Raw genomic sequence first — 21,118 nt, forward strand, 5'->3', positions numbered from 1 at the left:
GTCACCACTCCCCGAGGTGGGTCAACCGCTGCGCGACCCGCTCCGGAGTCGGCTCCGGGAGGTGACCGGCCAGCTTGCCGTCGGCGAGGAACAGCACTCCGTGCGCGGCGGACGCGGCGACCGGGTCGTGGGTGACCATCAGCACGGTCTGGCCCATTTGGTCGACCACGGTGCGCAATAGGTCGAGCACCTGGCGCGCGGTGCGGGTGTCGAGCGCGCCGGTCGGTTCGTCGGCGAGCACGACCTCAGGCCGGGTGATCAGCGCGCGGGCGATCGCGACGCGCTGCTGCTGCCCGCCGGACAGTTCCGCCGGGCGGTGCTCCAGCCGCTTCGCGATGCCGACGCCGTCGACGATCTCGCGCAGCCAGCGGGAATCCGGCTTCTTGCCGGCCAGCCGCATCGGCAGGGTGATGTTCTGCAGCACGTTCAGCGACGGCAGCAGGTTGTAGGCCTGGAAAATGAACCCGATCCGGGTCCGGCGCAATTCGGTGAGCGCTCGTTCCCGGAGCCCGCCGAGTTCGGTTTCGCCGAGCAGCACCTTTCCCGAACTCGGCCGGTCGAGCCCGGCCGCGCAGTGCAGGAAGGTGCTCTTTCCGGATCCGGACGGCCCCATGACCGCGGTGAAGGAGCCCCGCTGGATCCCGACCGTCACCCCGTCCAGCGCGGTGACCGCGCCGTCGCCGGAGCCGTAGATCTTGCGCACCGCTTCCAGCCTCAGGGCGTGTGTGCCGCCTGTGTTCATCTTCGTGTCGCTCCTCGGACCAGCAGATTCTCTGTCGATATCGAAGCTATGGCCGAACGCGGGCGAAAACGATCCCGAGCGCGGGAGTCTTGGGGGTAGCGCAGGCACCACCACTCCCGGTGAGGAAGTCCTAATGGGACACTGTGCGGGTGAAGAACCGGCTGCGCTCGTGGTGGTTCGGACTCCGCTATCTGCTGGTGGGGGCCGCGACCGCGTTCCTCGCCATGCTGCTCTTTTTCGCGATGGCCATCGTGCTGGTGACGTGCTTGATCGGCGTCGGGATCCCGGCGCTCCCGGTCGCGCTGAAACTGCTCCGCTACCCGCTGCGGTTCGAACGCCGCCGCGCCGGCCGCAGGCTCGGCGAGCCGATCGCCGAGCCCTACGCCAACGTTTCGCCGATTCGCGACCCGGCGAGCCTGCGGGACCTCGCGTGGCTGGCGGTGCACGCCGTGGTCGGTTTCATCGTCGGGGTGCTCGCGTTCAGCCTGCCGCTCGGCGGACTGCGCCAGATCCTCACCGGCGTGTTCTGGTGGCTGGTGCCCGGCGGAATCCGGAGCTCGCTGGAATTCATGGTGAACTCTTGGCCGTCGGCCGCGCTCTGCGTATTCAGCGGGATCGTCATGATCGCGCTCACGTTCTGGGCCTCGCCGCTGGCGCGCTGGCAAGCCCTTGCGACGCGGGCGCTTCTCGGCCCTCGGCCAGGTGCCGGGCTCACCGACCGGGTCGTCGAGCTGACCGCGACCCGCGCCGCCGCGCTGGAGGCGCACGGCGCCGAACTGCGCCGGCTCGAACGCGATCTGCACGACGGGACGCAGGCGCGGCTGTCGGCGGTCGTGCTGCAACTCGGGATCGCGGATCAGCTTTTCGAGGGAAATCCGGCCAAGGCACGGGAATTGCTCGGCAAGGCGCAGGACGCGGCGACCGAAGCACTCGCCGAATTGCGCACGGTCGTGCGGAGCATCCACCCGCCGTTGCTGACCGACCGCGGCCTCGACGGCGCGATCACCGCGCTCGCCGACCGGTGCGCGGTTCCGTGCACTGTGGACGTTCGCAGTTCCGCGCGCCGACCGGCCGCGGTCGAGGCGGCGGTGTACTTCATCGTGGCCGAAACGCTGGCGAACGTGACCAAGCATTCCGGCGCGGAACACGCGTCGATTACGCTCGACGGCACCGTCGACACCGTGCGGATCGAAATCCGCGACGACGGCCGCGGCGGTGCGGACGAATCCCAGGGCAGCGGGCTGGCCGGGATCCGGAAACGCGCCGAGGCCTTCGACGGGACGGTCACGCTCACGAGTCCGCCCGGTGGACCGACTGTTCTGGAAGTGGAGTTGCCATGCGGGTCGTGATCGTCGAGGACGACGCCCTGCTGCGAGAAGGGTTGGTGCTGCTGCTGGACACCTCGGGCATCGAGGTCGCCGCGGCATTCGACCACACCGACGACTTCCTCGCGTTCGTCCGCGAAGACCGTCCGGACGCGGTGATCACCGACGTCCGCCTCCCTCCGACGCACACCGACGAGGGCCTGCGCGCCGCCGTTCAGGCGCGGCAGCTGCACCCCGGGCTGCCGGTGCTGGTGCTCTCCGCACACGTGGAGACCGGCTACGCGGCGGAGCTGCTCGCGGACGGCAAGGGCGCGGTCGGGTACCTGCTCAAGGAACGCGTCGGCAAGGTCGCCAAGTTCCTCGACTCGCTGCACCGCGTGGTGGAGGGCGGCACGGCGATGGACCCCGAGGTGGTGACCCAGCTGCTGGCGCACCGCCGCGACCCGCTCGACTCCTTGACCGCGCGCGAACGCGAGGTGCTCGGGTTGATGGCGGAGGGCTACAACAACGCCACGATCGCGGAACTGCTGGTGGTCAGCGACGGGACGGTGCTCAAGCACATCCGCAACATCTTCGCGAAACTCGGCCTGCCGGAGGACAATGGGCATCGGCGGGTGCTGGCGGTGCTGGCTTATCTCAACGGGAAGAGGTAGCGCAGGCGCTACCACGAAGTTGGGGGTCTGCGGCCTGTTTGTCCCCTTCGCCGCTCCATAGTGTTCTCGGCATGGAGACTTCCCGTAGCCGCACCGCCGACGGCCCTATTGTGACAACCCTGCTGTGGCTGGTCTTTCTCGCCGGTGCCGCCGCCAATTCGATCGGTCAGTTCGCCGGACTGGAGGCCACTTACCGGTACATCGGCGGCGGAGTGGCGGTGGCGTGCCTGGTGTTGCTGCTCGTGCGGTTCATGGCGCGCCGCAAGGACTGACTCAGGCGAGCCCGGCGATGAACTCGCTCAGCGACCGGTTCGCCGGGCCGGGCTCGAACAACCCCTCCATTTCCGCCCGTGCGGCTTGCCGCCGGAATTCGCCTTCGCAGGAAGCGTCACCGGCGTTGTGCACCAATTCGGTCCACCACATTGCGAAGGCCTGGTACTTCCAGACGTGCCGCAGTGCGGTCGCCGAATAGCTGTCGAGCAGGCTTGAGTCCTGTTCTTTCTGGTAGCGGACAACGGCGTCCGCGAACAGTTCGGCGTCGTGCAGAGCCAGGTTCATTCCTTTCGCGCTCATCGGCGGGACGATGTGCGCGGCGTCCCCGAGGAGGTACAGGCGGCCGTGATTCATTGTGCTGTGCACGACGCTTCGCAACGGCACCAATTGCGTGCTGGCGATCGGGCCGTGGGTCATGGGCTCTTCGAAACGGGCCTCGATTTCGGCCCAGATGCGTTCGTCGGTCCATTCCTCGAGGGAGCTGTCCAGCGGGCATTGGAGATAGAACCGGCTCGCCTGCGGACCGCGGGCGAATTGACCGGCGAAGCCACGGCGGTGGAGCGCCATCATGGATTGGTGTTTGGCGGGCACTTCCGCCAAGACCGTCAGCCACGCGTAGCCGTATTCGTGGGTGTAGCGGATGAGATCGGGGATGGCGGCACGGCTGATGCCGCGGTCCCCGTCGCATCCGGCGATGAATTCGCAGGCGATCGTGCCGGAGCTTGAATAGCGGACCAGCGGACGGTCGAGGTTCTCGATCGAAACCTCGGTGTCGAAGCGGAGATCTCCGCCGTCTGCGAGGAAAACCTCGATCAGGTTTCGGACGAGGACCTGCTGGGGGCAGAACCGTCCGTCGCCCTGGTCACCCGCGTCCAGGGCGAGCGGGCGCGTTTCGCCGTCGATGCGGAAGTTCAGCACCGGCTGGGTCGGGACGCCGCCGACGACCCGGTCTTCGAGGCCGTGCGCGCGGAACATCCGGGCCGCCCGGGTGTCGATGACCCCGGCTCGCTGGCGCTGCTCGACGTATTCGCGACTGCGCTTCTCGACAACGACGCAATCGATTCCGTTGTGCAGCAGGAAAATTCCGAGGGTGAGTCCGGCTACTCCGGCGCCCACGATCACTACCGTGGTGTTTTCTGGCATGTCTCCAAGTTCGCCCGGACCCAGCCGCCAGCGGTACCAACAGCCCGACTAGGTCTTCCGGAAACCCGCCAACCTCACCGATCGCCGCGGCGCAACTCCTGCTGATAGCGGCCGGGCGTCTGGCCGACCACGGCAGTGAACGCCTCGATGAAACTCGTCGGATTGGCCCACCCCAGCCGTGCCGCGGTGTCGATGACCGCGTCGCCCTCGGCCAGCCGGATAAGCGCGTGCTGCACCCGAAGCAGGCTCCGCCACTGGTGGAAGCTCATCCCGAGTTCGGCCTGGAAAAGGCGGCTCAACGTCCGCTCCCCCGCGCCGACGGTCCGGCCGAACTCGGCCAGCGTCAGCGACGCCGCGGGGTCGGCGTGGAGGAGATCGGTGACCGCGCGCAGGCGGTCGTCGGACGCGGCCGGGAGGTACATCGCCTCGTCGGGGCCGACGACCAGCTCGTCCACGACCACGCCGCGAAGCCGCTCCCGGGCCTCCGGGCGAAGCTTCCGGCCGCTGGTGAGGACGAGCAACGCCTCCCGCAGCAACGGCGACACCTCGAACACGGTCGGCTGGTCCGGCAAGGACGCGGACAGTTCCCCGGAGAACTCCAGCACCCGGACCTCGGTCTGGCCGTACGCACGGTGATAGTGCTCGAAACCCGGCGGAGTCCACGCGACGCGATTGGCCGGAGCGACCCACGTGCCGCGCTCGGTCGTGGTGGCGAGGACACCCGCCGACGGGTACAGCAATTGCCCCTGGACATGCCGGTGCGGCGCGATGCCGTCCCCGTGCGCGAGCTGGCCCCGCTTCTCCACGATCCGCGAGACCACAGCGGGTTCAGGGCGGATTTCCGGCACGAGCCGAGCTTACTCGGAGTGACCGGCTGAGGGGCTGAGCGAACCCAGCCCCTCCAGCCTCAGGACACCTTGGGCGTCGCCCGCGCGCCGAAGTGCAGGTACGGCTCCCCCGTGGGCAGCGTGTAGAACAGCACCGGCGTCCAGAACTGCCCGCCCGGCATGCGGAGCAGGAACAGCGTGTCCGAGAGCGTCACCAGGTCGAATTCCTGGACCTTGTCCGGCGTCAGCTCCGCCAGCGGTCCGGTGACGGTGTACACGAGGCGCAAACCACCCTCGCGCTCCACCACCTCGACGTGCGCGCCGGCCCGTTCGTACACGCCAAGGTGGCGGCTCACGTCCGCGGTGACCGGCGTGGCCGGGGGTTCGAGCGGACGCGGCATGGCGACGTCGGCGAGTTCGGCGAAGATCTCCCGGTACAGCTCGGTGTACAGGTCCCGCGCGTGGCCGCCGTTCGTCAGCAGCGTGACCGCGAGGCCCGCGTCCGGCAGCAAGCGCAGGAACGCCGACTGGCCGATCGTGTTGCCGTCGTGGCCGATGACGCGGCGGCCGTTCCAGTCGTCGCGGATCCAGCCGAGGCCCCACGAATCGCCGAGGGTGTGCGTGTCCGGGAGGTCGGCCTGCTTCTGCGCCATCGCGGCGGCCGATTCCGCCGACAGGATCCGCGTGCCGTCCTCGGCCAGGCCGCCGGTGAGGTGCAAGCGGGCGAAGGCGAGAACGTCCGCGGCGCGAGCGGTGATCAGTCCGGCCGGTCCAGCCGAACGGGGCAGCTGCCAGGCCGGGACCGGAGCCAGGTCTTCGCCGTCGGGCGCGTCGTGCCCGACTGCGGCGCGGAACAGCAGCGCCTCTTCCGGCAGCGTGACCGTGTGCGTGAGCCCGAGCGGGGTGTACAACTTGTCCCGCATCGCGGCGTCCCAGCTCTTCCCGGTGAGCTTCTCGATCACCCGGCCCATGAGGATGAAACCTGAGTTGCAGTACGAGAAAGTCACGCCGAGCGGGTGGTTCTGCGCGGCGTCCTCCAGCAGGTCGACGTACTTCTCGACGCAGTCGTCACCGCGGCCGGTGTCGGTGAAGATGTCGCCGTCGATGCCGCTGGTGTGGGTCAGCAGGTGCCGCATGGTGACGCTCTTGGTCACCTCCGGATCGGACAGCCGCAGTTCGGGCAGCACGTCCAGGACCGGCGCGTCGAGGTCGAGCAGGCCCTCGTCGACGAGCTGCATCACCACGGTCGACGTCCACACCTTGGAGATCGAGCCGATCTGGAACAGCGAATCCTCGGTGACCTCGACACCGGTCGTCTTGTTCAGCACGCCATGGGTCGCGAACATCTCCTCGCCGGTGTCGACGCGCAGGATTCCCAGCGACGCACCGGGAACGTCGTGCTTGCGCGCCAGCTCCGCCAGACGGCGGCTCCAGTGCGCGGCGTCGATCGGCACCCGCGAACCGGCGTACTGCTCGACCCAGTCGACCACGCGCCGGTTGTAGTCGACGCGGTGCGACGGCGGACCGTCCAAAATGAACAGATGCGCACCGCCCGGGTACAGCACCAGCCGGGACGGCACATCGCGCTCGCGCAGTGCGGTGAACCACTGCTCGGCCTGCCCGACCGGGCACCGGACGTCTTCGCCGCCCTGCAGGATCAGCGTCGGCGTGCGGACCTGCTCGACCCGCGCGTGCGGGGAGGACTTCTCGTAGTTGCCCGACGAGAGCCCGGCGAATTCGTTGACTGCCATGTAGTGGCCGCCGTCCGAAGTCCCAGCGAGGCTGGTCAGGTCGCTGACTACGCCACCGGCCACGGCGGCGGCGAAGCGGTCGTCACGGCTGGTGAGGTAGCAGGTCATGTATCCGCCGTAGCTGTACCCGGTGACGGCGAGCCGGTCCGGGTCGGCGAGACCTTCGGCGACGAGCTGGTCGATCGGTTCGAGGAAGTCCGGCGCGTCCGCACTGCCCCACGCGCCGATCGCCGCGGTGAAGAACGCTTCGCCGTAACCGTCGCTGGCTCGCGGGTTGATCAGCAGCACTGCCCAGCCGCGCGAAGCAAGGGTCTGGTGGTACAGGTGAATCGAGTCCGCGGCACCGTTCCAGGCATTGTGCGGACCGCCGTGGATGTCGATCAGCAACGGCTGCGGGCCGGTGCTTTCGGGGTCGCGGATGAGCCAACCTTGGACGACGGTGCCGTCGCTGATGGCGAATTCGCGCGACTCGCGATCGAACAATTCCACTTCGGACACTGAATCGCTGTGCTTCGTCCGCACGTCAACCGAACCCGTGGCGCGGTCGAGGACGGCGATCTCACCGAAGGAATCGGCGGTAGCCAACACAATCGCGGCCTGGTCTCCGACCAAGTCCACTCCGGACACGACGTTGCCGTCGCCGACCAGCACCGGACGCGGTTCGCCACCGGCAAGGTCCACTTCGTACAGATGGGTGCAACCGCGGTCGCGGATCGCGAACAGCACGACGTCGCCCGCCTCGTTCAGCTGCGGCAGCGCACCCGGGTAGCCGGGGCCGCCGGGCATCACGTTGCGGTCGAGGCTGGCGGCCAGGTTGACCGTCTCGCCGCCGTCCAGCGGAACGCGCAGCAGGCCGAGGTTTCCGGTGACGGTGTCGGTGCGGCCGACCACGAGCAGCGCCTTGCCGTCGGTGGTCCAGCCGACCGTGCCCGCCATGCCCGCGTCGGTGCCGACCAGTCGCGGTTCGGCGTTCCGCTCGGTGATGTCGAGGACGTAGGCGGCGGCCCGGAAGGTGAGGTCGGCGTCGTCGTCGAGGGACGCGGTGAACGCGACGTGCTTGCTGTCGGGCGACCAGGCGGGCTGGCCGGCGTGCCAGTCGCCGGAGGTGTGCTGCTGGACTTCGCCGGTGGCGACGTCGAGGACGTGCACGTGGCTGCGAAGAGTCTTCAGCAGGCCGGGGCCGTCGGACTTGTAGTCCAGCCGCTCGGCGACGATCGGCGCGTTCGCCGGCGGCGCCTCGATAATCGCGGCGAGGTCGACCGCCGCGGAGAACGCGATCTTGGTGCCGTCCGGGCTCCACACCGGCGCGCCCGCGCCGAGCGGAAGCTTGGTGAGCTGCTCGGCCTCTCCGCCGTCCGCCGGGAGGACCCAGACCTGCGGCGGACCGTCCTGGGCGCGCAGGAACGCGAGCAGGGAGCCGTCTGGCGCCCATTTCGGTGCTGCGTCAGCGTTTCCGCGAGTGAGCTGGCGGGCCTCACCGGAGGCGGTGCCGACCGTCCAGAGCGCGTCGACGTTCCGGTCCTCCTCCCGGTCCGCGGTCCGCAGCACGTAGACGATCCGGCTGCCGTCCGGCGAAAGCGCGGGCTGGCTGGGCGCGGCGAGGTCGTACAGGTCATCGATGCCGAGACGGCGGGTCATACGCTGGCTCCTTGAGAGATCGCGGGCTCGTGGCCCTCGGATTCGCTACTGTGCTGATCGTTCCTAATCCGACCGCAGCCACGGCTTAATGGCTTCGCAGCAACGGTTACGTGCCGAGTAGGGGTCGGCCTTCTTCTGGTCGGATGAGGAAGTGGCAGGCCGATGCGTGCCGCCGGGACGCGGCGTCCTCGGCCGGATCGGCCCGGAGGCAGATCTCGCGGTCGCTCCGCACGAGCGGGCCGACCGGGCAGCGCGGGTGGTACCGGCAGCCGGCGGGCGGATGGTGCGGGTCCGGCGGTTCCGCGTCCGCGGTCGCGCCGGGTTCGAGGTCGAACAGCGACTTGTGCGCCGAAGGGGCGGCGTCGAGCAGGTCGCGGGTGTAGGGATGCTGCGGATCGGTGAGCACCTGCCCAGCCGGTCCGGCCTCGACGATCCGGCCGAGGTACATCACCGCGACGAAATCGCTGAGATACCGGATCACGGCGAGGTTGTGCGAGATGAACAGCATCGACAGGTCGAGTTGCCGCTGCACCGAACGCACGAGGTTGAGCACCGCGCCCTGCACCGAAACGTCGAGCGCGGAGGTGATCTCGTCGGCGATCAATGCCTGTGGCTGACCCGCTAATGCCCGGGCGAGTGCGACCCGTTGCCGCTGGCCGCCGGAGAGCTGGCCGGGAAGGTGCCCGGCGCGTTCCGGATCGAGATTGACCAGCTCCAGCAGCCGGGCGACCTCGGCCCTGCGGTTCGTCCCGCGCGGCATGGCTTCGGCGATCGACTCGCCGATGGTCATCCGCGGGTTGAGCGAGGAGTACGGATCCTGGAACACCATCTGCAGCGGGCGCCGGCGCGGGAGTTTCCGCACGTCCACGCCGCCGAGCAGCACCCGCCCCGCACTCACCGGCGACAAGCCGACGGCCGCGCGGGCGAGCGTCGACTTGCCCGAGCCCGATTCGCCGACGAGGCCGACGACCTTGCCCGCCGGGACGGTCAGCGAAACGCCGTCCACCGCGGTGAGCCCGCGCCGTCCGCCGTACTGGACGCTGACCGAATCGAAGACCAACTCGCTCATTCCGCCCCTCCCGCCACGACGAGCCCCGCCGCTTCCGACAGTGCCGCATCCGGATGCCAGCACGCCACCCGATGTTCCGGCGCGAGCACGGTCAGCTCCGGGTCCTCCTCGCGGCATCGGTCCGTCGCCACCGGGCACCGGCTCGCGAACGCGCAGCCGGACGGCATCTGGTCCGGTTCCGGCGGACGCCCGGGAATCACCGCGAGCAGCGCGTCCGGATCCGTCTCCAGGTCGATCGTCGTGGCCAGCAGCGCTCGCGTGTACGGGTGCCGCGGCGTGATCTCCGGGCCAGCGGCGGGTAGATCCTCCACGATCCGTCCGGCGTACATCACCAGGATCCGTTCGCACGTCTGGGAAACGACCGCGATGTCGTGACTGATCAGGATGATCGCGGTGTCCCGTTCCGCGCGGGTCTGGGCCAGCAGCCGCAGCAGCTGCCGTTGCACAGTCACGTCCAGCGCGGTCGTCGGTTCGTCGGCGATGATCAGCCGCGGGTCGCCCATCAGGCCCATGCCGATCATCGCGCGCTGCCGCATCCCGCCGGAAAACTCGTGCGGGTACTGCTTCGCCCGCCGTTCCGCCGCCGGGATCCGTACCGCGCGCAGCCGGTCGACGGCTCGCTCGAAAGCCTTGGCTCGCGAAAGCCCTTGGTGCTGTTCGGAAACCTCGGCGAGCTGACGGCCGATCCGCCGGGTCGGGTTGAACGACGTCATCGGGTCCTGGAACACCATCGCCAGCGACGTCCCGAGCAGCGTCCGCAATTCGCGTTCCGGCGTGGTGAGCACCGGGGTGCCGGCGAAGTCCAGCCGGTCCGCGGTCACCGAACCGGGCGCTTCGATCAGCCGCGACACCGCGAGCCCGGTCAAGCTCTTGCCCGAACCGGATTCGCCGACGACCCCGATCGCCTCGCCCGCTCGCACGGTGAAGCTCACGCCGCGCACCGGCACCGTCCAGCCAGTCGGCCGGGGGAAGGCGACTTCCAGATTCTCGACCACCAGCACGGCGTCGTCCGCGGCGATTTTGTCCACTTTGGACTTTCGCGGCACGCGAGGAGTCAGCCGCGGCAACCGGGTCCGCACCCCGATCACTCCGGCGACCGTCTCGCCGAACAGGTTGAACGCGAGCCCCGCGAGGACCACCGCGACACCGGGCGCGAGCGCCGCCGCCGGGTTGACGTAAATGCCGTTGAGACCTTCGTTGAGCAGCCGTCCCCAGTCGTAATCCGGGGCCTGCACGCCGATCCCGAGGAATGACAGCCCGGAGAACGCCAGCAGCGAACCACCGGCGCCGATGGTGGCGTTGACCGCCAGCGGCTCGCCGATGTTCGGCAGAATGTGCCGGAACAGCAACCGGAACCGGCCCGCCCCGGCCACCCGGGCGGCGGACACGAAGTCCCGGCCTGCCACCGAGGCCGACAACGTCTGGGTCAGCCGGGCGAACTGCGGAGCCACCGCGAACCCGATCGCCATCACCGCGCCTTGCGTGCCCACGCCGAAAATCACCGCGAAGAACAACACCAGCAGCAGCCCGGGGAACGCGACCGCGATGTTGATCGCCGACGTCAGCAGTCTGCCCAGCGGACGCGGCAGCACCGCGGGCAGCATGCCGAGCACCAGTCCGGTCGCGACGCCGAGCGCCGCGGCGATCAGCGCCAGCAGCACCGAAAGCCGGGTCGCCACCAGCACGCGGTAGAAAATGTCGCGGCCCAGTTCGTCGGTGCCTGCCCAATGCTCGCCCGACGAGCCCTGGCCGATGGCGTTCGTGTCGATCGCCGAGGCCGCGTCCTGCCACAGGATCGGGCCCAGCACCGCGACCGCGACCACCAGCACGAGCAGGACGGCGGCGAACGCGCCCAGCGGGGTGCGCACCGCGGCCAGCCACTGTTGTCCGCGCCGTTTCGCCATCTCAGTTCTCCCGGATCGTCGAACGCGGATCGAGGACCGCCAGCAGCAGGTCCACGATGAGGTTCACCAGCAGCACGCCGATGCCGTACACGAGCACGATTCCCTGCACCAGCGGGTAGTCCTTCTGCAGAATGGATTGCGAGATCGTCGAACCGAGGCCCGGCCAGGCGAACACGTTCTCCACCAGCACGGTGCCCGCGACCAGGCTGGTGAGCATCAGCCCGCCGAGCGTCAGCGTCGCGGTCAGCGCGTTCGGCAGCGCGTGCCGCAGGTAGACGATCCGGGCGGGCAGCCGTTTCGCCCGCGCGGTGCGGACGAAATCGTTGCCCAGCACCGAAAGTGTCTCCACCCGGACGATCCGGGACAGCGTCGAGGCCGGGCCCAGCGCCAGCGCGATGATCGGCAGCACGAGCGAACCCGCGCCGTCGCGCCCGGCCACCGGGAACCAGCCGAGCCGCACCGCCAAGAACGCCACCAACGCCACCGCGACCAGGAACTCCGGAATCGCGGCGAACAGCACGGTGGTCGAGGTGAAGCCGAGTTCCGCGCCTCGGCGCCGTCCGCCGCGGGTCAGCACGGCGAACGTCAGGCCGAGCGGGATCGCCAGCCCGATGACCACCGCGAACGCGGGCAGCGCCAGCTGCAGCGTCGCCGGGAGCCGGTCGGAGATGACGTCGCCGACCGGTTGCCCGGTCAGCATCGACGTGCCGAAATCGCCGCGGAACAGCCCGCCGAAGTAGTCGAGGTACTGCTGCCACAGCGGATGGTCCAGCCCGAGCGCGGCCCGGCGGGCGTTGATCAGCTCGATCGGCGCGGTCAGGCCGAGCGCCGAGCGCACCGGGTCGCCCGGGATCAGCTGGATCATCAGGAACGCCATGGTCACCAGCACCCACAGCGACACCACGAACCGCCCGAGACGGCGGACGCCGAAGGTCAGCCAGGGACTGACCTTCGGGCCCGCGACGGCGATCGCGCCGGTCATCAGGAGTACATCCGGATAGTGGTCGGCTTGAGGTAGCCGTTCACGATCTCGAACTTCGCGTTGCTGCCGTAGGTCGGGATCACCGAGTTCGCGAACTGCACGACGTCCTGCTTCTCGTACAGCGCCGATTCCGCGGCCGTCCAGTCCGCGCAGCCCGCTTGCCCGGCCTGCGCGGCGGCCTTGGTGACCAGCGCGTCGTACTGGGGGTTCTTGAGGTGCGCGAAGTTCGTGCCCTGCGGCGGTTGCCCGCCGGAGACGAACGGCACGAGCTGACTGGGCAGCGTGAGGCCGAGCGGGGCCATCGAGATGTCCCACTCTCCGGTGGCGAACAGCGCCTGGCTGATCCCCGGGCCGTCGAGTCCCTTGAGCGTGACGTCGACGCCGACGCTCTTCCAGCCCTGCTGCATCAGCTCGGCGCCCGGGGCCATCGTCGGACCAGCCTGCGTGCTGTAGATCGCGGTCAGCGCGAGCCGCTTCCCGTCCTTCGCGCGGATGCCGTCCGGTCCCGGTTTCCAGCCCGCCGCATCGAGTGCCGCCTTGGCCGCGGCGACGTCGAAGCCGGGGATCTTCCCGGTGGCCGAATCGCCCTCGCACGGCCGCGGTTCGATGGTGACCATGCCCTTGACCGGGGCGCTGCCGTCCCTGGTCAGCACCTTCGCGACCTGCGGGAGGTCGATCGCCTGCGTCAGCGCGCGGCGCATCGCCTGGTCGGAGCCGAACCGGCCGGACCCCTGGTTGAAGAACAGCTCGCCGAACGGGGCCACGATATCGGCGTGGAACAACCGCTGCGCCTTGAGCCGCTGCTGGTCCTGCCCGACGACCGAGGCGGCGTTGACCTCGCCCGACAGCAGCAGGTTCGAGATCGTCGTCATGTTCGGGACGACCCGCACGACGAGCTTGTCCGGCAAACCCTTCTGCTTCGGGTCGAACTGGCCGGGACCCCGGGTGTAGTCCTTGCGCCGGGTCAGCGTGTAGTGGTCGTTCGGGACGATCTCGGACATGGTGAACATCCCGGTGCCGTTCTCGCCCTTGGCGAGCGTTTTCCGGTCGGCCAGCCCCTTCGCGCAGACGATCGGCAGTCCGGCGATGTTGCGGAGCAGGAACGCGTCCGGCGCCCCGCTGGTGATTTTGACCGTGCCCGCCGCGTTGTCGCCGACCGCTTTCGTGCCGGGCTGCACCGTGACCCCGGCCAGCGGCGACTTGTTCGCCGGATCGCCGATGAAGCTGATGTTCGCCGCCACGTCGTTCGCGGTCAGCGGGCTTCCGTCGGCGCAGGTGACGCCCTTGCGCAGGGTGAAGGACGCGGTGGTCGTGGTGGCGTCCCACTTCTCCGCGAGCGCGGCCTCCGGCTGGCCCTTCGGATCGAGATCGATCAGGGCGTCGTAGAGGAACTGGTCGAGCCCGCGAGCGACCGACAGCACGGTGATCGCCGGGTCGAGCGTTCCCGGATCGGTCGGGATGGCCCAGGTGAAAGTCTTGCCGTCGACCAGTTTCTGGTTCGCGGTCCGGTCCGTCCCGGATTGCGCTGATCCCCCGCACGCGCTCACGGTCAAGGCCACCACGCCCGCCATCGCGGCGGTGAGCCGGGCAGTTTTCATGGGATTTCTCCTACGGGGTCACGCTCTGGAGGTGGTCGACAGCCAGCCGGGCGGCGGCGCCGATGGACGCGTCGACCGCGGGAAGGCGGTCTTCGAGAGAATGCGCGCGAGTGAACACCGCGACCGCGAACCGGCGGCCGTCCCCCAAGGTCACCACGCCCGCCTCGTTGCGGACTCCGGGCAACGTCCCGGTTTTCGCCGCGACCGCCACGCCGGACGGGAAGCCCGACGACAGCCGGTGCGGCCAGATCTGCTGCGCCATGATCGAGCGGACCCGTTCGCACGCTTCGGGTTCGCCCGCCCGGTCGGTCCAGATCGCGTCGAGCAGCGTCGTGATCTCGCGCGGCGTGGACGACGTGGTGCGTTCCGGGTCGCGGACCGACAGCTTCTCCAACTGCTCCGCGGTGGCCCCGCCCAGCAGCGCTTCGAGATCGGAATCCGGCGTGCCGCCGAGATCGGAGACCACGGACGCGAACAGGTCCTCGCAGCAGCCGATCAGCCGGGTGCGGGTGAGCCCGAGATCGGCCAGCACCCGGTCCACCGTTTCCTGGCCCAGCCGGTGGTAGAGCACGTCGGTCGCGGCGTTGTCGCTCATCGTGAGCATGAAGTGCGCGAGGTCGCGCCAGCTCATCTCGACGTCGTCGGCGCAGCCCGCGGTGCCGATGCCGCCGATCCGGTACCGCGCGGTCACCTTGGTCCGTTCGGTGTCGTCCAGCCGTCCGGCGGCGACCTCGCGGGCATAGGCGAGCGCCACCGGGATCTTGAACACCGACGCGAGAACGACCGGGTCGTCCCCGCCGGCCGACACTTCCGGACCTCGCACCCCGATCTCCCGGGCGTGCAGGAATCCTTCCGCGCCAGCGTCGGCGAAGACGGCCTCGATCTGTTCGCGGATCCCGCTCACTGGGAGACCCGTCGGTCCGCGCGTCCAGTGTGGAGGAACTGCGCGCGCCCGTTCCCGTCGTCGCCGACGAACGCGTGTGCCATGTAGACACCCGGCAGCTGCTCGGTTTTCGCGACGAACGTGTCGCCCTGGGACGGCAACAGCTCTTCCTTCCCCGAGGGCGCGCCGATCTCGGCGAAGATTCCCTTCGGGGTGCGGCTCATCCAGAGCTTGCCGTCCTCCTCGGTGACGACGGTGTCGGCGACCATCGACGAGTACTCGCCCACGTACCGGGACAGGTCGGCCGGAGCTGCGGCGGGATTCGGCTCGGGCCGCGCCGGAACGGTGACGCCCGCGAGTTCGTCCAGCAGCTTCGTGAAGATCTCCTGGTAGGCGTGCATCGGCTGACCGCCGTTGGTCAGCAGCGCGACCGCCACGCCCTTCTCCGGAACCACGCGCAGGAAGGACGCCTGGCCGATGGTGCCGCCGTCGTGGCCGATCACCTTGCCGCCGTCCCAGTCGAAGAGCATCCAGCCGAGACCCCAGTTGTCGGCCATGCCGAGATGGGGCACGTCCACCTGAGGTTCGCGCATCGCGAGCAGCGATTCGGGCAGCAGCACCTGCGTGCCGTCGTCGGCCTTGCCGTCGTTCAGGTGCATCCGGACGAACGTCAGCAGGTCGCGCGGGCGCATCGCGAGCGTCGAACCGGCAGGCGAGTTCGAGCGGGTGAGCGCCCAGACCGGCGCGGGCACCTGGTCCTCGCCCGGCTTCGGGGAGACGTGGCCGATCGCGGCGCGGTAGCGGATCGCGTCGTACGGGCCGGACGCCGCGTGGGTCAGGCCGAGCGGCGCGAAGAGGTGGTCGCGCACGCAGTCGTCCCAGCACTTGCCGCGCAGCACCTCGATGACGCGGCCGAGCACGCAGTAACCGGCGTTGTTGTAGGAGAACCGCTCGCCGGGCGGGAAGAGCTGCGGCACGTCGGACAGCGTCGCGACGAGCTTCTCCACGCAGTCGTCGCCGGGTCCGGTGTCGGTGAAGATGTCGCCCTCGAAGCCGGCGGTGTGACAGGTCAGCTGACGGACGGTGATGACCGCCGCGGCCTCGTCGTCGCCGAGCACGAACTCGGGAAGGTACTCGCGCACCGGCCGGTCGAGGTCCAGCTTGCCCTCGTCGACGAGCTGCATCGCCAGCGTGGTCGTCCACACCTTGGTGATCGACCCGATCTGGAACACCGAGTCCACAGTGGACTCAACGCCGGTGCCCTTGTTCACGACGCCCGCCGCGTGGTCGATCACCTCGCCGTCGGCGAGCACCGCGATCGCGGCTCCGGGAACCTGATGCTTGGCCAGCAGAGCGGCGAAATTCTCCTGGAGCCAGGTCTCGATTTCGGAAATTTTCGACATGTGCACCTTCTGTCCGGGGGATGGTGGACCGGCGTTTCGGGAATGCTAGGTCGGTGGCGGACGTCACTTGTTCGTCCGGACCGAGGAGAGCGCGGGGAAAGTTCCTCCGCTCCGACGAATCAGGCCGTGCGCAGCGCCTCGACCGCCGTCGCGGCGGCGAACCCGATGAACGCGTCGCGCTCGGGAACCCTTGACCGGGAATCCTCGGCGCGGGTGAAAACGGCGACGGAGTATCGCCCGCCGTCCGGGTATTCGACCACGCCGACCTCGTTGCGCACGGCGGGCAACGTGCCGGTTTTGCCGCTGGTGCGAATGCTGTCGTCCGGAAACCCGGAACGCAGGCGATGCGGCCACACTTGCAGTTCCATCCAGCGCCGGACGTCCGCGCACGCCTCCGGGGCGGCCGCTTCGTCGCGCCAGATCAGTCCCAGCAACCGGGTCATTTCGGCGGCGGTGGTCCGGCAGGCTTTTTCCGGTTGCAGCGCGCGCAACCCGGAAACCTGTTCGTAGGTCAGTTCGGCGAGCGCCCGTTCGTCGTCCTCGTACGAGACTCCGAGATCCTCGCCGATCGTGGCCAGCAGTTCGCCGCAGTCCTGCGGGACGACGGTTTGCGTGAATCCGAGGCGCCGCAACGTGTCGTTTACCGCGTCTTTGCCGACCTCGGCGAGAATCAGGTCAGTGGCCACGTTGTCACTGATTCCGATCATCAGAATCGCCAAATCGTGCCAGGACATCAGGACTTCGTGGCGGAAAGTGGCGAGGCCGTACGGACTCGGCGTCGGGTGTCCGGGCTTGACGGTGACGCGGGCGCCGAGATCGAGCTTTCCTTCGGCGGCCTGGCGAGCGAGTTCCAGCGCGATCGGGATCTTGAACACCGACGCGGGGACGACCGGGACGTCCTGCCCGATGCCGAGGCTGCGGCCGCCGTCGACCTCGGCGGCGTGCAACCGGACCTCGACGCCGACCTCCTCGGCGCGGCGGGCGATCGTTTCGGATGCGGTGGCCATGGTCCTCCTGTCTACTGTGGACTCCGTTGTCGGCAGCAGGCAGGAATCTTCTGGTGTGTGACGGAAACCGCGACCTGCCGGTTCCCCATTGTCTTGGGCTCGGCGGGGGCCGGGGTTGGTGCGTTCGCAGGAAGGTTGCGGACCGTTTCCCGTCAGAAGAGCAAGACTCAGGCCTCTTCGGGTTTCTCCACGCGCGGAAGCAAGTGCAGCTGCACCATCGCGGCGAACCGGTCGCCCGGATCGTCGAGATCGATCCCGCCGACCTCGGCGAGCCGGCGCAACCGGTACCGGAACGTACTCGGATGCACGTACGCCGCGGCCGAGGCGGCGCTGATGTCCCCGAACGAATCGAGCCAGCACCGCAACGTGTGCACGAGCTGGGACTGGTGTTTGGTGTCGTACTCCAGCAGCCGCGCGATCGGCCCGGTCGCGACGTCGCCGCGGGCCGCGGAAAGGTCGGCCAGTTCCAGCATCAACGCCTCGATGTGCGCGTCCTCGGCGGTGATCACCCGCTTCGAGCCGCCGTTGGTGAGCAACACGCGCAACGCCCGGTCGGCCCCGTCGCGGGACGCGCGCAATCCGGATCCGTCCAGCGCCAGCGGGCCGATGCCGATCGCCGCGGCGACCCGGCGTCCGGTGCGTTCCAGGAAGGTCGACGCGACGCGCGCCGAGCGTTCGCGGCAATCGCCGTGGTTCCCGGGCATCGGGACGATGCCGTACGCGACGTCGCCGACCAGAGCTACCGCCGATCGGGGCTGGACGGCGCTGAGGTGCATGGCGAACGCGTCGGCGACCCGCTGGCGTTCCGCGACCAGCCGGAGGTCGTCGTCGGGCGCCTCGAGCAATCCCATCGCGAGCACGATCGTGGGCTGCCCCAGCAACCCGAGGCGAGCGATGGCTTCCTGCGCACCGGTACCGCCTTCGAGCGCGGTGCTGACCAGATCGGCCCGCAACCGGCGTTCGACGTCGGCGCCCGCGCGCAGCCGAAGCATATGCAGCGCAACGATTTTCGACGCGTCGATCAAGGCCGCGGTACGTTCTTCGCTTAGCTCTTTGTCGACAGCGGCCCAAATCGACCCGAGCACCTCGTCCCCGGCCCGGACCGCGAGCGCGGCACGGGGCATGACGATCTTCTTGTCGTAGCCGTCTCCCGGATAGACGTAGACCGGGCCTTGGTCACGGTAGAGCCGCTCGAAAACGCCGTCCTTCTCCAGTTCGCGAGTGAACCGTTCGGGCACCTGGCGGCCGAGAATCGTTTCGACGCGCGAGGGGTCGGCCTCGTCCTGACGGCCGGAGAACGCGAGCACGCGCGAGTTGCGGTCCTCGATGGTGACCGGTGCGTCCAGCAGCGCGGCGATGGCGTTGGCGAGCGCGAAAAGATCGCCGGACGGCATCCCGCCGAGCGTCTGCGGGGAAACGTCGCCGACGTCGCCCTCCGCGAGCAGCGTGCGGAGCATGGCGGCCAGCTGCGCCCACGACGCGCCGCTGGCGAGCCCGAGCAGCGCGACCCCGGAGGAATTGGCCGCCCGCACCAGTTCCCTCGAGGCGGCGACCGGCGCTCGCACGACCAGCGCTGTCGCTCCGCGCGCGGCGACGGCGTGCAGCAATTGCCCGATCTCGCCGGGTTCGCGCACACCGACACCGAGGACCACCGCCTGTGCCGGGAACTCCGCGTCGTCGTGCGGGTCGTGAATCACCACCCCGCCGAGCTGCCGTCGCGTGTCGCGGCCGACGGCGACCGGTTCGAGGAGCACGTCCCCGAGAGCTTCGAGGACGCGTCCCAGGCTCGTGTGCGGTTTGCTCGGCACCGGTGTCAGCACCCCCCGAAGGTAGATCCGGCCTCGTGCGGACCGGCTGGTCCGATCCGACCAAATCTACCTCCGGAATTCGTAGCGGGCTACGAACCGATCCACACCTTTGCCGTGGTCACCTCGTCCAGCAGCTCCGGAATCGGTGCCACGCCGAGGCCCGGTCCGGTCGGCACCGGGAGGTGGCCGCCGGACAGCACGAAGGGCTCGGTGATGTCGGTCCGGTAGAACCGGTCCGACGCCGAGGTGTCGCCGGGCAGGGTGAAGTTCGGCAGCGAGGCCAGCGCGACGTTCGCCGCCCGGCCGAGGCCGGTCTCGATCATCCCGCCGCACCACACCGGGATCCCGTGCGCCGCGCACACGTCGTGCACCCGCCGCGCTTCCAGGTAACCGCCGACGCGGCCCGGTTTGATGTTCACGATCTGGACCGCGCCCAGTTTGATCGCGTCCGCCGCCGCGCGGGCCGACACGATGGACTCGTCGAGGCAGATCGGCGTCTGGATCCGGCGCGCCAGTTCGGCGTGGCCGAGCACGTCCTCCTCCTCCAGCGGCTGCTCGATCAGCAGCAGGCCGAACGGGTCGAGCCGAGCGAGCTGCGGAGCGTCGCCGAGGGTGTAGGCGGTGTTCGCGTCGACCTGCAGCAGCACGTCGTCGCCGAAGCGTTCGCGGACCGCGCGCACCGGCTCGACGTCCCAGCCGGGTTCGATCTTCAGCTTGATCCGGACGTAGCCCTCGTCGAGGTATCCGCCCACGACGTCGAGCAGCTGCGGGATCGTGTCCATGATCCCGACCGAAACGCCGCACGGCACGGAATCCCGCACCGACCCGAGTTCGGCGGCGAACGACCGCTCGTGCGCGCGGAGTTCGGCGTCGAGCACCGCCATCTCCAGCGCGCCCTTGGCCATCCGGTGGCCCTTGAACTTCGCCAGCAACGGCGTCACCTTCGCCGCGGTGACGTCGCCCGCGGCCAGCAGCGTCGGGATCAGGTGGTTCCGCAGCACGTGTTCCGCGCCGTCGTTGTACTCCGACGAGTACACCGGCCCGGCCATCGTCACGCATTCGCCCCAGCCCTCGCCGGCCGGCGTGACCGCGCGCAGCAGCAACAGCTCGCGGACGGACTGGGTGCCGAACGAAGTCCGGAACGGGGCGACGAGCGGCATCTGCACCCGGCGCAGTTCCACACCGCTGAGTTTCACTGCTCCTCCTTGGAGATCACGTAAAAGCCGGCTCGGTCGAAACCGGTCACCCGGCCGCCGGCGGCCATCAGCCCGCCGAGCGATTCGCGCAGCGCGGCCCGCCACGCGTCCGCCTTGCCGGGATCGGTGGTGCGCAAGCCTTCGATGTCGGACGGGACCGCGACGAGCACCACCGGGGCGTCCGTTTCACCGGTGGCCGGACCGCCGTCTTCGCCGACCGACAGGGCCACCGCCGCGCCTTGGTCGAGCAATGTCTTCGCGTCGGTGCGGATCGGTTCGCCGAACGCGGCGGTCCGCACGGTCGGACTGGCCAGGTCCCAGGACACCATCAGCCGGTCGGTGTCGCCCGAACCGTTGATGCCGTCCGCCATCGGCCCGTAGAAGTCCCGCAGATAACGCACCGGGAGCGCGCCGAGTTTGCCGAGGTTGAAATAGCCGTTGCGGCGCACCAGCGGGTCGAAGGTCCATTTGATCGTCGAGACGTCCTGCGCGAGCGCCCAGCCGCGCTGATGCAATTTCAGCGCGTACCCGATTCCGCGACCCGCGCCGGCCTTCGAAACTCCGGCGATGTGACTGTGCAGGCTGCCTTTTCCGGGGTTTCCGAAAAAGCCGACGCACGCACCGAGCATTTCTCCGTCGGCAAACGCGCCGGCCACGTAATTCCCCGCCGACGACAGCGCGCGCAGCAGCTCCGTGGTCACCGGCCGGGTTCCCGGCGCGGACCGCCAGATCGTCTCGAACAGCACCCCGACCGCGGTCATTTCCGCGATCTCGGTGATTTCCCGGACTTCGACCCCCGAGTCGGCTGCCGCCGCCCGAGCGGCCGCGACCGCCTCGTCGCACACTTCCGCCGCGACGGGTCTTTCCGTGTTCATCGCAAGATTCGTCACGGGATGATCCTTTCCCGGCTTCCCCA

The 21,118-nt window shown here is 69.4% G+C and carries 17 protein-coding genes; 3 read left to right on the forward strand and 14 right to left on the reverse strand.

Annotated features, from left to right (window positions below; all coding sequences use genetic code 11):
* Window position 1 precedes the first annotated feature (1 nt).
* Window positions 2–742 carry an ABC transporter ATP-binding protein gene (locus ACZ7SW_RS37370; protein ID WP_470235084.1) on the reverse strand — a complete coding sequence of 247 codons (741 nt, stop codon included), beginning with the start codon at window positions 740–742 and terminating at the stop codon, window positions 2–4.
* A gap of 149 nt (window positions 743–891) precedes the next feature.
* Here ACZ7SW_RS37370 and ACZ7SW_RS37375 point away from each other — a divergent pair, with 149 nt between their 5' ends.
* The 3 genes from ACZ7SW_RS37375 (at window position 892) to ACZ7SW_RS37385 (ending at window position 2,992) form a co-directional block, all read left to right on the forward strand.
* The gene (locus ACZ7SW_RS37375; RefSeq protein WP_470235085.1) at window positions 892–2,091 is read left to right on the forward strand and encodes a sensor histidine kinase; all 1,200 of its coding nucleotides are present in this window, start codon (window positions 892–894) and stop codon (window positions 2,089–2,091) included.
* On the forward strand, window positions 2,079–2,720 hold the full coding sequence (locus ACZ7SW_RS37380; RefSeq protein ID WP_470235086.1) for a response regulator: 642 nt from the start codon (window positions 2,079–2,081) through the stop codon (window positions 2,718–2,720). Before ACZ7SW_RS37375 ends, ACZ7SW_RS37380 begins: the two co-directional genes overlap by 13 nt.
* A gap of 71 nt (window positions 2,721–2,791) precedes the next feature.
* Entirely contained in the window at window positions 2,792–2,992 is a 201-nt protein-coding gene (locus ACZ7SW_RS37385) for a hypothetical protein (RefSeq protein WP_470235087.1), read from the forward strand.
* Between the two features lies 1 nt (window position 2,993).
* Here ACZ7SW_RS37385 and ACZ7SW_RS37390 read toward each other — a convergent pair whose 3' ends face one another.
* From ACZ7SW_RS37390 to ACZ7SW_RS37450, 13 genes are all read right to left on the reverse strand, one after another.
* Window positions 2,994–4,136, reverse strand: coding sequence for a 4-hydroxybenzoate 3-monooxygenase (locus tag ACZ7SW_RS37390; RefSeq protein ID WP_470235088.1), 1,143 nt, complete (start codon window positions 4,134–4,136; stop codon window positions 2,994–2,996).
* A 74-nt stretch (window positions 4,137–4,210) separates the two neighbouring features.
* On the reverse strand, window positions 4,211–4,984 hold the full coding sequence (locus tag ACZ7SW_RS37395) for an AraC family transcriptional regulator (protein WP_470235089.1): 774 nt from the start codon (window positions 4,982–4,984) through the stop codon (window positions 4,211–4,213).
* A gap of 59 nt (window positions 4,985–5,043) precedes the next feature.
* Window positions 5,044–8,352 carry a serine hydrolase gene (locus ACZ7SW_RS37400; RefSeq protein ID WP_470235090.1) on the reverse strand — a complete coding sequence of 1,103 codons (3,309 nt, stop codon included), beginning with the start codon at window positions 8,350–8,352 and terminating at the stop codon, window positions 5,044–5,046.
* Between the two features lie 106 nt (window positions 8,353–8,458).
* Entirely contained in the window at window positions 8,459–9,421 is a 963-nt protein-coding gene (locus ACZ7SW_RS37405) for an ABC transporter ATP-binding protein (protein WP_470235091.1), read from the reverse strand.
* Window positions 9,418–11,325 (reverse strand): dipeptide/oligopeptide/nickel ABC transporter permease/ATP-binding protein, encoded by a 1,908-nt coding sequence (locus ACZ7SW_RS37410; RefSeq protein WP_470235092.1) that lies wholly within the window; start codon window positions 11,323–11,325, stop codon window positions 9,418–9,420. Before ACZ7SW_RS37410 ends, ACZ7SW_RS37405 begins: the two co-directional genes overlap by 4 nt.
* A 1-nt stretch (window position 11,326) precedes the next feature.
* Window positions 11,327–12,307: an ABC transporter permease gene (locus tag ACZ7SW_RS37415; RefSeq protein WP_470235093.1), complete on the reverse strand. Its 981-nt coding sequence runs from the start codon at window positions 12,305–12,307 to the stop codon at window positions 11,327–11,329.
* Window positions 12,307–13,905 (reverse strand): ABC transporter substrate-binding protein, encoded by a 1,599-nt coding sequence (locus ACZ7SW_RS37420; protein ID WP_470235094.1) that lies wholly within the window; start codon window positions 13,903–13,905, stop codon window positions 12,307–12,309. Before ACZ7SW_RS37420 ends, ACZ7SW_RS37415 begins: the two co-directional genes overlap by 1 nt.
* Before the next feature lie 10 nt (window positions 13,906–13,915).
* Window positions 13,916–14,809: a serine hydrolase gene (locus ACZ7SW_RS37425; protein WP_470235095.1), complete on the reverse strand. Its 894-nt coding sequence runs from the start codon at window positions 14,807–14,809 to the stop codon at window positions 13,916–13,918.
* Complete coding sequence (locus ACZ7SW_RS37430; RefSeq protein WP_470235096.1) at window positions 14,806–16,191, reverse strand: serine hydrolase; 1,386 nt, start codon at window positions 16,189–16,191, stop codon at window positions 14,806–14,808. The genes ACZ7SW_RS37425 and ACZ7SW_RS37430 overlap by 4 nt, the downstream gene beginning before the upstream one ends.
* Window positions 16,192–16,310: 119 nt before the next feature.
* Entirely contained in the window at window positions 16,311–17,198 is an 888-nt protein-coding gene (locus tag ACZ7SW_RS37435) for a serine hydrolase (RefSeq protein ID WP_470235097.1), read from the reverse strand.
* Window positions 17,199–17,365: 167 nt separating this feature from the next.
* The gene (locus ACZ7SW_RS37440; RefSeq protein ID WP_470235098.1) at window positions 17,366–19,018 is read right to left on the reverse strand and encodes a PucR family transcriptional regulator; all 1,653 of its coding nucleotides are present in this window, start codon (window positions 19,016–19,018) and stop codon (window positions 17,366–17,368) included.
* A 77-nt stretch (window positions 19,019–19,095) separates the two neighbouring features.
* On the reverse strand, window positions 19,096–20,202 hold the full coding sequence (gene menC, locus ACZ7SW_RS37445; protein ID WP_470235099.1) for an o-succinylbenzoate synthase: 1,107 nt from the start codon (window positions 20,200–20,202) through the stop codon (window positions 19,096–19,098).
* The gene (locus ACZ7SW_RS37450) at window positions 20,199–21,077 is read right to left on the reverse strand and encodes a GNAT family N-acetyltransferase (RefSeq protein WP_470235179.1); all 879 of its coding nucleotides are present in this window, start codon (window positions 21,075–21,077) and stop codon (window positions 20,199–20,201) included. Before ACZ7SW_RS37450 ends, menC begins: the two co-directional genes overlap by 4 nt.
* Window positions 21,078–21,118 lie beyond the last annotated feature (41 nt).

It is taken from the genome of Amycolatopsis sp. NPDC114484 (genome assembly GCF_055633755.1).